Origin of the sequence: Priestia abyssalis (genome assembly GCF_002019595.1) — a bacterium.
Lineage (GTDB): Bacteria > Bacillota > Bacilli > Bacillales > Bacillaceae_H > Bacillus_BA > Bacillus_BA abyssalis.
Map to the genome: position 1 here is coordinate 562,074 of NZ_KV917369.1, position 12,682 is coordinate 574,755.

Annotated in this window: 11 protein-coding genes; 8 read left to right on the forward strand and 3 right to left on the reverse strand. The window is 40.1% G+C overall.

The window, feature by feature from the left end; genetic code table 11:
- Window positions 1-5 precede the first annotated feature (5 nt).
- The 3 genes from BK575_RS02755 (at window position 6) to BK575_RS02765 (ending at window position 3,949) form a co-directional block, all read left to right on the forward strand.
- Window positions 6-1,532, forward strand: a complete 1,527-nt coding sequence (locus BK575_RS02755; protein ID WP_078408802.1) for a tripartite tricarboxylate transporter permease — start codon at window positions 6-8, stop codon at window positions 1,530-1,532.
- A 106-nt stretch (window positions 1,533-1,638) separates the two neighbouring features.
- A complete protein-coding gene (locus BK575_RS02760) occupies window positions 1,639-3,261 on the forward strand; it encodes an ATP-binding protein (protein ID WP_078408803.1) in 1,623 nt (540 codons plus the stop codon).
- The gene (locus tag BK575_RS02765) at window positions 3,242-3,949 is read left to right on the forward strand and encodes a response regulator (RefSeq protein ID WP_078408804.1); all 708 of its coding nucleotides are present in this window, start codon (window positions 3,242-3,244) and stop codon (window positions 3,947-3,949) included. The genes BK575_RS02760 and BK575_RS02765 overlap by 20 nt, the downstream gene beginning before the upstream one ends.
- A gap of 315 nt (window positions 3,950-4,264) precedes the next feature.
- Here the strand turns inward: BK575_RS02765 and BK575_RS02770 are convergent, their stop codons facing one another.
- Together BK575_RS02770 and yhfH are read right to left on the reverse strand one after the other, a co-directional pair.
- Window positions 4,265-4,450: a hypothetical protein gene (locus BK575_RS02770; protein ID WP_078408805.1), complete on the reverse strand. Its 186-nt coding sequence runs from the start codon at window positions 4,448-4,450 to the stop codon at window positions 4,265-4,267.
- Window positions 4,451-4,473: 23 nt separating this feature from the next.
- On the reverse strand, window positions 4,474-4,635 hold the full coding sequence (gene yhfH / locus BK575_RS02775; RefSeq protein WP_078408806.1) for a protein YhfH: 162 nt from the start codon (window positions 4,633-4,635) through the stop codon (window positions 4,474-4,476).
- A gap of 420 nt (window positions 4,636-5,055) precedes the next feature.
- Between yhfH and BK575_RS02780 the strand changes: the two genes are divergently transcribed.
- The 3 genes from BK575_RS02780 (at window position 5,056) to BK575_RS02790 (ending at window position 7,050) form a co-directional block, all read left to right on the forward strand.
- The gene (locus tag BK575_RS02780) at window positions 5,056-5,688 is read left to right on the forward strand and encodes a YczE/YyaS/YitT family protein (RefSeq protein ID WP_078408807.1); all 633 of its coding nucleotides are present in this window, start codon (window positions 5,056-5,058) and stop codon (window positions 5,686-5,688) included.
- Between the two features lie 208 nt (window positions 5,689-5,896).
- Complete coding sequence (locus BK575_RS02785; protein ID WP_078408808.1) at window positions 5,897-6,241, forward strand: lmo0954 family membrane protein; 345 nt, start codon at window positions 5,897-5,899, stop codon at window positions 6,239-6,241.
- Between the two features lie 167 nt (window positions 6,242-6,408).
- Window positions 6,409-7,050 (forward strand): PspA/IM30 family protein, encoded by a 642-nt coding sequence (locus BK575_RS02790; RefSeq protein ID WP_078408809.1) that lies wholly within the window; start codon window positions 6,409-6,411, stop codon window positions 7,048-7,050.
- A gap of 377 nt (window positions 7,051-7,427) precedes the next feature.
- Here BK575_RS02790 and BK575_RS02795 read toward each other — a convergent pair whose 3' ends face one another.
- On the reverse strand, window positions 7,428-9,239 hold the full coding sequence (locus BK575_RS02795; protein ID WP_169907503.1) for a helix-turn-helix domain-containing protein: 1,812 nt from the start codon (window positions 9,237-9,239) through the stop codon (window positions 7,428-7,430).
- A 583-nt stretch (window positions 9,240-9,822) separates the two neighbouring features.
- Here BK575_RS02795 and BK575_RS02800 point away from each other — a divergent pair.
- Together BK575_RS02800 and BK575_RS02805 are read left to right on the forward strand one after the other, a co-directional pair.
- Window positions 9,823-10,962: an acyl-CoA dehydrogenase gene (locus tag BK575_RS02800; protein WP_078408811.1), complete on the forward strand. Its 1,140-nt coding sequence runs from the start codon at window positions 9,823-9,825 to the stop codon at window positions 10,960-10,962.
- Between the two features lie 45 nt (window positions 10,963-11,007).
- The gene (locus tag BK575_RS02805; protein ID WP_078408812.1) at window positions 11,008-12,663 is read left to right on the forward strand and encodes an AMP-binding protein; all 1,656 of its coding nucleotides are present in this window, start codon (window positions 11,008-11,010) and stop codon (window positions 12,661-12,663) included.
- Window positions 12,664-12,682 lie beyond the last annotated feature (19 nt).

A 12,682-nucleotide genomic window follows, 5' to 3' on the forward strand; every position in this document is an offset into this window, starting at 1 on the left:
GAAGAATGGAAGCGCTTCACTATTTGTTGAATGGCTTTGAAACGGCTTTTATATGGTACAATCTAGCTTTTGCATTTTTCGGGGTATTAATTGGAACAGCTGTCGGAGTACTGCCTGGAATTGGACCGATGAGCGGAGTGGCGCTGCTGATTCCGGTCACGGCTACGTTAACAAGCGGACTCGGACCTGAAGAAGCCGCTGCAAGTTCGATTATTTTATTGGCGGGTGTATATTATGGAGCCATGTACGGAGGGTCTACAACATCGATTTTGCTGAATACACCAGGGGAATCATCATCGGTTGTAACAGCATTGGACGGATACCAAATGGCAAAACAGGGAAGAGCGGGAGCGGCTTTATCGATTGCAGCAATCGGTTCGTTTGTCGCTGCGATTGTATCCATTATCGCCCTGGTCTTCTTGGCTCAGCCTTTATCAGATGTAGCACTGAAGTTTGGTCCAGCCGAATATTTTGCTCTTATGATTTTAGGGCTATGTGCCGTGAGCGGTTTGGCAGGAAACTCCACTACTAAAGCGCTGATGATGACGGTGTTTGGGTTGCTGCTCGCTACAATCGGCATGGATAATGTCTCAGGTGTTGCCCGTTTTACGTATGATATCCCGGTTCTTTACCAAGGATTAGAATTCTTAACGGTAGCGGTAGGTTTGTTTGCATTGGGAGAGGTTTTTAAAGCTATCTTAGAAAGAGAACAAAATGATGGAGAAGTGAATAAGATTACCCGTATTCTCCCAACAAAAAAGGATTTAAAAGACAGCTCCGCTCCTATTTTACGCGGATCACTGCTCGGTTTCTTCATCGGAATTTTACCGGGCGCAGGAGCGACGCTCGCTTCCTTTTTCTCTTATAGTTTGGAAAAGAAAATCAGTAAAAATGCTTCTAAGTTTGGTCAAGGAGCAATCGAAGGGGTTGCTGCACCGGAATCTGCCAACAATGCAGCATCAGGAGGAGCGATGATTCCGCTGTTGACTTTAGGAATCCCGGGATCGGGAACAACCGCGATTTTAATGGGAGCGCTAATCATGTACAATGTCCAGCCGGGCCCATTATTATTTGAAGATCATCCACAAGTGGCATGGGGACTGATTGCGAGTATGTTTATCGGCAACGTCATGCTTTTAGTGTTGAACATGCCGCTTGTGAAAGTATTTGCGAAAATCATTCAAACACCGCCTAAATACTTGCTTCCTATCATTGTTGCGATTTCCGTTTTCGGAGTGTACGCCGTACAGGTTAGCACCTTTGATTTACTTTTGTTAATGGGATGTGGATTGGCCGGCTATTTTCTGGCGAAACATGATTATCCGCTTGCCCCTCTTGTATTGGGGCTTGTGTTAGGGCCAATGATTGAGAATAATATGCGAAGAGCTTTAACGGCTTCAAATGGCGACTTTATGATTTTCATCGAAAAGCCGATCTCGCTGGTCTTTTTACTGATTGCGGCAGCCTGGATTTTAGTACCTGTATTAATGAAAGTAAGAGGGAAGAAAGTAGTCGTGACAGTAGAAGGATAATTAAAAAAAGACACGTGCTGACAAAAAGTGAGCCATGTGTCTTTTTTTTGTTTTGAATAAACCAAATTTTCAGATTAAAATAGAGGAGAGAAGGAGGAAAGCGACTTTGAGATTACATCATAAATTGATTTTGCTTATCGGATCGCTCTTATTTTCTGTTGTCATCATCATGGGAGCCATTTTTCATGATATGGAAGTAAAAATGATAAAAGAACAGATTGGACAAAGGGCATTGACCTTAGCGGAAACCATTGCATCAACCCCTGAAGTGCAGAAGGGGTTTGACAGTTCAGATCCTTCACAAATTATCCAGCCGTTTGCCGAAAACATTCGCAAAAAGACTGGAGCTGAATTTATTGTAGTAGGAAATAAAGAGGGCATTCGTTATTCCCATCCGATTCCTGAACGACTAGGGAAAAAAATGGTTGGGGGAGATAATGGGGAGGTATTAAAAGGGAAGTCCATTATTTCTGAAGCGATTGGTTCGCTTGGTCCTTCTTTAAGGGGAAAAGCCCCTGTTTTTAATGAAGAAAAACAAGTGATTGGTGTCGTGTCCGTTGGATTTTCAATAAGTGATATTGAAGAAACGACGGATGTTTATCGAAATAGAATCATTTTATTTGCTCTTTTAATTTTAATGGTGGGAGCCTTTGGCGCCATGATGATTGCATATGGTGTCGACAAGGCGCTGTTTGGTTTGAAGCCGAAGGAAATCGGCCGATTATATATGGAAAAACAAGCCATCCTTGAATCCATTAGAGAAGGGCTCATTGCGGTCAATGCACAAGGACATATTACGATGATCAATCATACGGCTCTGGAGTTCCTTGATTTAGAGGAAGGAAACCCGATACTTGGGAGGAAAATTTTAGATATTCTGCCAAACTCCCGTTTGCTGGAAGTGATTAGAACAGGACAGGCAGAATATGACCAGGAGATGATGATAGTTGAAAATATCGTCGTAGCCAATCGCCTCCCTGTACTCAGCCATGATGGAGAGGTCATTGGAGCGGTCGCAAGCTTCCGGAATAAGTCTGAATTGTACAGGCTGACAGAGGAACTCTCTCAAGTAAAGCGTTATGCAGAAGCGTTAAGAGCACAGACTCATGAGTATTCGAACAAGTTGTATATGATATCAGGACTCATTCAATTAGAGTCGTATCAGGAAGCCATTGAACTCATTACAAGAGAGTCCGATATTCATCAAAACCTGTTTCAATTTATTATGAAGGAAATCCCCGATCCAATGATTGGAGGATTATTGATTGGAAAATTCAATAGAGCAAGCGAATTGAAAGTGCAATTGGAAATCGATCGCGAGAGCAGCTTTAAGGATGTTCCACAATCAGTGGACAGGAGTTCTCTTGTGACAATTATCGGTAATTTGATTGATAATGCGATGGAAGCTACTTTTGAAAACGCTTTACCAACCAGGGATGTTAAAGTGTTTTTTACAGATTTGGGAGAAGACTTAATTATTGAAGTAGAAGATAATGGGATTGGTATATCCGAGGAACAGGCAGACAACATTTTTGAAATGGGATTTTCCACAAAATCGGAAGAAAATCGCGGTTTTGGTTTAGCGCTTGTTAAGCAGTCGATTGAAAGATTAGGGGGATATATTACGTTTGATCGGGGGGCTGCTTTAGGAACGGTATTTACAGTAGCAATTCCTAAACATAGGGCAGAGCTGAAACGGAGGGAGCATCATGGTATACAAACAAACTGAGCAATGGATATCAGTGTTAATTATAGAAGATGATCATCGCATCGCGGAAATTAACCGCCGATTTATAGAAAAAATCCATGGCTATGAAGTAGTGGGGGTTGCAACGAACGAAGAGGAAGCAAAAGAACAACTGGATATTCTCTGTCCGGATCTAGTATTGCTTGATATGTATTTCCCGGATATGAATGGGCTGGATCTACTTCGATATATTAAGCATCATCATTCGACGGATGTTATTATGATTACCGCTGGAAAAGAAGTGGAGTCGGTAAGGGAAGCGATTGGTCAAGGGATATTTGATTATATCATTAAACCAGTTATTTTTCAGCGATTTGAACAAACGCTATCAAACTATAAAAACTATCGTGAAAAAGTAGAAAAGTGGATTATTGAAAAAGAATCCGTCAATCAAGAAAAAATAGATGAGCTAATGCTTAAAAGTAGGAAAGTTGAAGAGAAAATATCGTACCTGCCAAAAGGAATTGATCGGTTAACATTAGAAAAAGTGTCAGACGTTATTCGAAAACGATCCGACGGATTAACGGCGGATGAAGTAGGAAAGGAAATTGGAGCGAGCCGTTCGACTGCGAGAAGATATTTGGAGTATCTCGTCTCCAAAGGAGATGTGGCGGCCGATTTGTCATATGGGGTTGTAGGGCGGCCGGAGAGAGTATATATACTGATATAGGATCGATGTAGAAAATTGGGGATGGCCAAAGAGCGGCCATCCCCAATTTTCTAGACCTAAGCGGCTGCCACCCCCTTATCGGGTTGGCGCCATCCGCATAGGTGGACCTTTAAGAGGGGGTTCAAGTGGTTTGAATCAAAGGTTGTGAATATCTCTCGATGGAATGAAGATGTATCGAGTTATTAAGATAATATGGGGGAATGTACAGAAGGTTGCATTCCTCCTTTTTTTTGGTGCGCTGAGAGCAGGCAGTAAGATAAAAACCACGATATAAAAGGATATTAAGGCACTAACCTCTTAATAAATTATGAGCTATTAGAATTGTCTATTCTCAGCAAGAGAAGGGCCTTTCACATACTTGTGATATAAATCAAGGATTTCACAGTCGTCCATTTCTAAGAAATCATCTTCCCTTTCTGAGTGACAATTCAATAAAGCATCTTCAATTCTAATTCTCTCAATTTCTTCGAGAAAGTAATGCTTGAGAATCAAATTTGACATATTAATCGCCTCCTATTTTTCTCCTATTCATGGTCTTTACTTAAGCAATGTTCGCATTTAGTCGAGTAGGATTCATGCTGCTCGATAACGACATGGCCGCAATCAACACAACTTTTCGGCGGTAGATTTTTATAAAACTGAAGGTAGTTAGGGACTGTTCGTTTAATAACTATTTTTGTACTCATAGTAACCCTCCTTTAAATTTCATCCCATTGATTGTTTGAAATTAAGCTGGCTGAATGCTTCTCAAAATGCGTATAAAAGTTAAAGTGAAATGGTAAAACGTTTACAGAAATGCCCTTTACAATCATATTTTCATCGTGTTTTATAACAGATATCATTTATTGATTGTTATTATATAATAGAGGTGTGTTTTTGTCATCAGTTTTAGATAAATCAGGATATTTATGGATAAAAGAGAATAAATGGTATCAAAACAAGATATTCCATATTGAAACTGTATTACTCATGTTGAAAGGTAAAAGGATAATAAAGTTTATGGAAGCAATTCACATTTAAAATAGAGATGAATCTCTGACTCTATGATCGTTTATATGGTATAGTATTCAAGGATAATTTTTTAAACGTGAAAGAAGGGAATCACGATGAAGAGAGAAACCATCATTCGCTGGTCTTTTTTTATTTTAGGGCTTATTGTATTGGCTTTTGGAGTTGCATTGACCATTAAAGGGAAAGACCTTGGCATCGGGCCGTGGGATGTCTTCCATTATGGGCTGTTCTTACAGTTTGGGTTGACAATTGGAACATGGGCCATCATCGCCGGGTTTATCATATTGCTGATGACATCGCTCGTAACGAAATCACTCCCTAAAATAGGAGCGGTATTAAATATGCTTCTATTAGGAGGGTTTATTGACTTTTTTAATTACGTTTTGCCCGATCCTGAAAGCATGTGGGTTAAAACAGCAGTTTTCACCATCGGCGTCATCGTGATTGGCTATGGAATCGGGCTGTATGTTGCGCCGGGTTTAGGAGCCGGTCCCCGGGACGGATTGATGTTAATCATCGTCGAAAAAACGGGATGGAGCGTTAAATGGGTACGAAACGGAACTGAAATCATCGTATTTTTCTTTGGCTGGCTATTAGGAGGACCTGTTGGAATTGGGACTATTTTCATCGCCTTCTTCTTAGGTCCGATGATTGGAGTGTCGCTGCCGCAGTGCAAAGCGCTTTTGCATTATTTGTTGAAACAAAGACAAAATTCTGTCGCTGCCTAATTTAAAAAGAAATCGATGTATCCTGCAGGGTGATTCAACATAAAGGAGTTTTCCTTCGTTGAATCACCTTTTTCTTTTTATCATTTATAAGGTCCCGTGTACCTGTACGCCTCAGGTCTTAGATGAAAATAAAGCTCAGGCTCGTTATAGCTTCTTTGAAATCCAGGTAGGATAGAGACATAGGAAAGACGAAAGGAGGAAAAAGAGAATGAAAAAATTGGGTTTGCTTTTACTGGGAGGAATTGCGGCTGTGGTTCTATTCGCCAACCTTGCTCCAATGGTGGCACTGGCAATCGGTTTAGCGGTTCTGTATTTCACTGCCAAACAGTTTTTAAAAGCAGAAACGACTTTTCGCAAAGTGTTATGGGCAGGTATCGGAATCATTGCCCTTATGGCTTCCGTTTCGAATGTGCCGGCGATTTTAGGGTTTGTCGCAGCTTATGTGCTGTATGTCATTTATAAGAAATGGAATGAAAACAAAGAACTTGTAAAAGAAGAATCTGATCCGTTTGTAAACTTTGAAAAACAATGGGCGGAATTAAAACGAAATTAATCAATAATGCAGGATTAAAAAGGGCGGAGAGGCCAGATGATGCCGCCCGGATAAGAACCGCCGCGTCCTGGGAAGAACGTCGGATCCGTACTTCCTGTACAAGTAAATTCGACCGTCATGTTTCCCGGATTTTTTGAACAATATCTGAATAAAGGAGAGAAGGAAAAATGAATTTATTTACACGCATTAAAAATGCAGTAGCTGCTGATTTTCATGAACTATTAGACCAAAAGGAACAAAAAAATCCGATTGCTCTATTAAATCAATATTTACGTCAATGTGAGCAGGAAACGGAAAAAGTACGAAAGCTTGTGGAACGTCAATACTTACTGAAAGAAGAATTCACACGTGAATATCGCCACGCAAGCGAAATGGCGGGGAAACGCAAGCATCAAGCCGAGATTGCTTCACAAGCGGGGGAAAGCGAATTGCATCAGTTTGCGTTAAATGAGCAGGCACAATACGAAGAGCGTGCAGCCAAATTAAATGAATCGCTTCAACAAGCAACAAAGCAGTTAGATGAACTCGAGCAGAAATACGAAGAAATGAAACACAAATTGAAAGATATGCACATTAAACGGATGGAACTAATGGGGCGCGAGAATGTCGCACGTGCCCACCACCGTATGAATCAAGTGCTGGATACAAATTATTCTGCCAAACCATTCACTCGCTTTGAGGAAATGGAGTCATATTTAGACCGTCTTGAACATCAAGTCAATTCCTCTTACCACCGCAATACCATTGATGGACGGATTGCCCAATTGGAAAAGGAATTGAGCAAGCAAGAAGCACGTTCCATCTCTTAATCAAACCATAACTAATTTATTATACATGCAACCATAAAAGTAAATGTAACCTTCAACATTCCTAAATATAACCTATTTAGCCTTCCAACGAATTGTTGGAGGGATTTTTTTTAGGAAATTTGACATGACTATCCTTTGGTCATGTCGAATTTTCTAAATCAATTTATATATTTTGTAAGGAAGATTTATCCCGCATTAACGGGCAGTAAGACCCCCCGCTTCTGACGCACAAGATGTGCTAGCGAAGACGTGGATATTGACTTGCGTTTTTAGACTTCGTTCTTTAGTTGTCGGAGATGTTTAAGTGGGGGATCACTGCCCGTAAAAGCCCGATAAGTCAACTAACCATCAGAGGGGATGAAGCCCCCTACTGATGGTTAGTTGACTTTATTTTTTATATACTGATATATACTTATTGCTAAATGAATATTGAATAGTTGTTTACTATCCGTCAGGTTTATTAAGAGAATTTCTTCAATTCGTTTTAAGCGGTAGTTTAAGGTGTTCGTATGGACATGCAAGGCATCTGAAGTTTTCTTCGCGTTTTGATTCTGTTCTAAATAAACGAAAAGAGTTGTTAAGAGTTCTCCTTTTCGCAATTGTTCATATTCAATGAGGGGGCCTAACACTTCGTGAATAAAATCAATCAATTCTTCTTCCGAATTTTGCAGTATGAATCTCTGAACACCAAGATCTGTATAACTAATGACCTTATTGTCAAAATGATAGTTTTGTATAAACTTTAAGCACTGTGCAGCTTCTTGCAATGACCTATGAACATGAAGCAACCCTTTCTTAACCCTTCCGATGCCAATGGCAACATCTGTTTTGTCATTTTTTACATCAATCTCCTGCTGAAACCATTTCGCCAGCTCTTTTGTTCGAGAGATAATAGTAGAGGAAGATACCTTTGAATGAAAGGAGAGAAGGACTACGATTTGATTGTCATTCCTTACTGCTATGCCTTGCAGATGTTTTTCAAAGAATACTTGATTAGACATTTGTATAATATTCCTCATCATACTATCCTCAAGATTTTTTGGCTTATTTGAGATATTGTCAAAATTAATAATGAGAGCGATATAGTTTCGAGTCGGGTCAAAATTTAAATTCTTTGCTTTTTGAATAATCGTTTCATCCATTTGTCCTGAAAAAAGCTTAGTGACTAATTCTCCCTTCAGCCTTTGTTGGGTATCAAATATGGCCTGTTCTTTGACTAATTCAAGGGAAATGACAGTACAGGCGTGTTCAAGAGCTGAGATATCCAATTCACTCATTTGCTTGGTGGAAAGGATGATTAATATACCAAGAGATTTAGGTTTTGGTCCAAGGGATAATACAACTAATTGATAGTGCTTTCCATCTATCTCAATTTCTGCAACAGAGCGGGAATTTTCAAGTGATCCGATGATATGTTTAGCCTGTTGTTTAATAAAATTAAGAATATCATTGGAAAGGGAAGAATCATAGGCTGAAGCGATTAATTCGCCTAAATCATCAAATAGCAGAGTGTGTTGACCGATTGTTTGATGTATATATGTAATGATTGAATGAAGGCCTTCCCCCTGTAAAACAAGATTGGCTAAATTCCGGTGTATCTCAATAGAATGGGAAAGCTTGTATACGGTTCTCTCTTTTTCCTGATAAAGGCTGGACTTCTCCAAAGCTATGGCAGCTTGATGGCAAATCGCTTCCAAAAGATTAATGTCCTCTTGTTTAAAGTGTAAAGATAGTTGAAAAGAGTCCAAAGTAATAACCCCAATGCAGTCACCTTTTAGCAGAATGGGAGAACAAATGACAGATGTAAAATGAAAATTGTTTGGAATAGAGCTTCTTAATAAATCATAATTATGTGCGGATAACGTTGTCAGAGCTTTTTTGATTTCTCCCTCATTAGGAAAAATAAGGCCTTTTCTGGCAGCGAAGGTCATACCAGTCATTGATTCACCAGCTTTTAGTCTAATTTGTCTAAAAATCTGCGGATAAAATAGGCCTTGAGCTGATTGAGCAATCAGACAGTTTTGATTAGTATCATATAGCCATAAAGATCCGCCGCCCGCGGCATCTACGGCAGAAATCGTTTCAATCATAATTGAATCAATAATGGTATCGATATCTAATGATGAATTTATTACATTGGAAACATGGATTAAAGATTGGAGTTGTCGGTGAGTTAAAGTGTCTTTCATTTTCATCATCCTTATCTATCGGCATTTGATTTTCTTTGATATGAAGAAAACGCTTTCTTTATTAACTATGTTAATAGATTTAAAGAAATATGCAACTATATAAATCCACATAAATAATTTAACACGGACAAAGAACGCCCGTGTTAAATTATTTACGCATAAGCGGCTGACAAGCGACATTAAGGGCTCTTGTCAGCCGCTTATACGAGAACCTTTGTGAGCTTATTCGAGATAGAAGAACAGAAAGGCGTAAATAGAGCAAGAAGCGATGGCGAATGTTAAAAAATTAAATAGGACCTATATATATATATCAACAATATTTTTTTGTGTAAAAACCACAAATTTTTTCTGTTAATTTTCATGAGGGTGAACATGGTATAACATTTTCTGGTTGTTATAATTGAATTGTTAGAAAGTTTAAAAAACAAGCGAATAAGTTCATCATTAGATTCTCATTAGAAAATTTGGGATATAAATTCCCTCTTAACCAAGTAATCATATTGGATTTGTATTGTTATTCTTCTAATGCAGCGTAATCGCTCAATCGATTTCAAAAAGTGAAAAAAGAAAGGATTGAAGATGAATGAATTTTGATTTAACGAAAGAACAAGCCATGATACGTAAATTGATTAGGGACTTTGCGGAAGCTGAAGTCGCGCCGGGTGCAGACCAGAGAGATCGTACAGGTGAATTTCCAAAGGAGATATTTGAGAAATTAGCGGAGTTGGGGATGATGGGTCTTCCTTTTCCTGAACAATATGGAGGCGGTGAGGCAGATACAATCAGCTTTGCAATCGTTGTTGAAGAGTTAAGTCGAGTTTGTGGATCGACAGGAATTACTTATTCTGCCCATATTTCTTTAGGGGGAGCACCTATCCATTTATTTGGCACACATGAACAAAAGGAGAAATACTTAACACCAATTTGTACAGGTGAGTACCTGGGAGCTTTTGGCTTGACTGAACCGAATGCTGGTTCTGACGCAGGAGGGACACAAACGACAGCAGTTCTTGACGGGAATCAATGGGTGCTTTCCGGCTCTAAATGTTTTATTACGAATGCCAGTTATGCTAAAAATGTGGCGGTCACTGCTGTAACGGATCGTTCAAAAGGAACGAATGGGATTAGTGCGTTTATTGTACCTACTGATGCTCCGGGATTTACTGTCATTGATAATTATGAAAAGATGGGCCTTCACGCCTCGAACACAACGGAGTTAGTGTTGGAAAATGTAAGCGTTCCCAGAGGGAATCTCCTTGGTGTAGAAGGAAATGGGTTTAAGCAATTTTTAGCTACTCTTGATGGAGGAAGAATTGGAATTGGGGCGATGGCTGTTGGCATTGCGCAAGGAGCTTATGAAAAATCGCTTCAGTATGCAAAAGAACGAAAACAATTTGGTAAAAGCATATCTGCATTTCAAGCCATTCAATTTAAATTGGCCGATATGGCTATGAATATTGAATTGGCCCGCAATATGGTTTATAAAGCGGCATGGTTAAAAGATCAAGGACGAGCATTTAAAAAGGAAGCGGCGATGGCTAAATTATATGCTTCTGAAATTTGTATGAGAGTTTGCGATCAAGCCGTACAGATCCACGGCGGTTATGGCTATATGAAGGAGTATCAAGTGGAGCGGTTCTTCCGTGACGCTAAACTTTTAGAAATCGGTGAAGGAACTTCCGAAGTACAACGTATGGTTATTGCAAGTGAAATCGGCTGCTAAGAAAAAGGTACAGAATATTATCTTTTAAAGAGGTGGATCTCCTGTATGAGTGAGGTAATGCATATCACGCTAGGAAAATTGCTGGAACAAGTAGCGAATGAGCGACCTGAGCACGAAGCCGTTGTCTATCCAGACAGAAATATTCGCTATACCTATAAACAGTTCGATCATCTTTGCAGACAAGCAGCTAAGGGCTATATGAAGTTAGGTATTAAAAAGGGTGATCATATAGCCATCTGGGCTTCTAATCACCCGGAATGGGTGACGACCCAATTCGCTACGGGAAAGATGGGGGCTGTTCTCGTTACGGTAAATACAAATTATCGTGCCGCCGAACTTGAATATTTATTAAAGCAGTCTGACTCTACTACGTTAGTTTTAATGGACTCGTATCGAGGGGTTTCTTATATTGAAACACTCTACGAAATCATTCCGGAGTTAAAAACATCCGCACCCGGTTGTCTGCAATCAGAGAAACTTCCTTTTTTAAAGAATGTAATCGTGCTGGGGGAAACCCGCTATCCGGGGATGTTCCTATGGTCGGACATTTTAGAAATGGGAGAAGAAGTCAGTAATCATCTATTAGACGAAAGAATGTCTTCTCTTGACCCGGATGATGTGATTAATATGCAATACACATCCGGTACAACCGGATTCCCTAAAGGTGTCATGCTCACTCATGCAAACTTAGTCAACAATGCGGCCAATATAGCAACGTGTATGAATTTGACTTATGAGGATCGCATGTGCATACCGGTGCCTTTTTTCCACTGTTTTGGTTGCGTACTTGGCACGATGGCTTGTGTAAGTGTTGGAGCAACTATGGTCCCGATTCAAGATTTCGATGTTTTGTCGGTTCTAAAGGCCGTACAAAACGAGAAATGCACCGCTTTGCACGGAGTTCCTACCATGTTTATTGCCGAATTAAATCATCCAGACTTTGATCAATTTGATTTATCTTCTTTACGAACAGGGATCATGGCAGGTTCTCCTTGCCCGATCGAAGTCATGAGGGCGGTTACAGAGAAGATGGGAGCAAGCGAAATTACCATTGTTTACGGCCAGACCGAAGCCTCTCCTGGCATTACACAAACTCGAACGAATGATCCAATTGAATTAAGGGTAAGCACCGTCGGTCGTGCTTTACCGAATGTGGAAGTCAAAATTGTAGATCCATTAACAAACGAAGAGGTTCCATTTGGGGTCCAAGGCGAGCTTTGTACTCGTGGTTATCATGTCATGAAAGGCTATTACAAAAACCCGGAAGCAACGAAGGACGCGATCGATCAAGATGGATGGCTGCATACGGGGGACCTGGCTGTTATGGACGAGAACGGATACTGTAAAATTACAGGCCGTTTAAAAGATATGATCATACGCGGAGGTGAAAATATTTATCCCCGCGAGATTGAAGAGTTCCTTTACACGCATCCGAAAGTGTTGGATGTCCAGATTGTTGGGGTTCCGGACGAGAAATACGGAGAAGAAGTGATGGCATGGATTCGTTTAAAAGAAGGGATGACCGCGACTGCCGAGGAAGTTCGGGAATATTGTGAAGGGAAAATATCACGCTTTAAAATCCCGCGTTATATCGAGTTTTGTTCCGATTTTCCCATGACTGCATCCGGTAAAATCCAAAAATTTAGGCTTCGTGAGGATGCAAATCGGATTCTGAACTTGCAAAGGGAAACTCTCATTTAAAAGATTGGATAAAGGGAGG

Excerpts from the sequence above, each read along its gene's own strand:
- BK575_RS02790 (WP_078408809.1), top strand. The coding sequence starts at position 6,409 with ATGAATTTATTTACACGCATTAAAAATGCAGTAGCTGCTGATTTTCAT.
- BK575_RS02805 (WP_078408812.1), top strand. The coding sequence starts at position 11,008 with ATGAGTGAGGTAATGCATATCACGCTAGGAAAATTGCTGGAACAAGTA.
- BK575_RS02780 (WP_078408807.1), top strand. The coding sequence starts at position 5,056 with ATGAAGAGAGAAACCATCATTCGCTGGTCTTTTTTTATTTTAGGGCTT.
- BK575_RS02765 (WP_078408804.1), top strand. The coding sequence starts at position 3,242 with ATGGTATACAAACAAACTGAGCAATGGATATCAGTGTTAATTATAGAA.
- yhfH (WP_078408806.1), bottom strand. The coding sequence starts at position 4,635 with ATGAGTACAAAAATAGTTATTAAACGAACAGTCCCTAACTACCTTCAG.
- BK575_RS02755 (WP_078408802.1), top strand. The coding sequence starts at position 6 with ATGGAAGCGCTTCACTATTTGTTGAATGGCTTTGAAACGGCTTTTATA.
- BK575_RS02795 (WP_169907503.1), bottom strand. The coding sequence starts at position 9,239 with ATGAAAGACACTTTAACTCACCGACAACTCCAATCTTTAATCCATGTT.
- BK575_RS02770 (WP_078408805.1), bottom strand. The coding sequence starts at position 4,450 with ATGTCAAATTTGATTCTCAAGCATTACTTTCTCGAAGAAATTGAGAGA.
- BK575_RS02785 (WP_078408808.1), top strand. The coding sequence starts at position 5,897 with ATGAAAAAATTGGGTTTGCTTTTACTGGGAGGAATTGCGGCTGTGGTT.
- BK575_RS02800 (WP_078408811.1), top strand. The coding sequence starts at position 9,823 with ATGAATTTTGATTTAACGAAAGAACAAGCCATGATACGTAAATTGATT.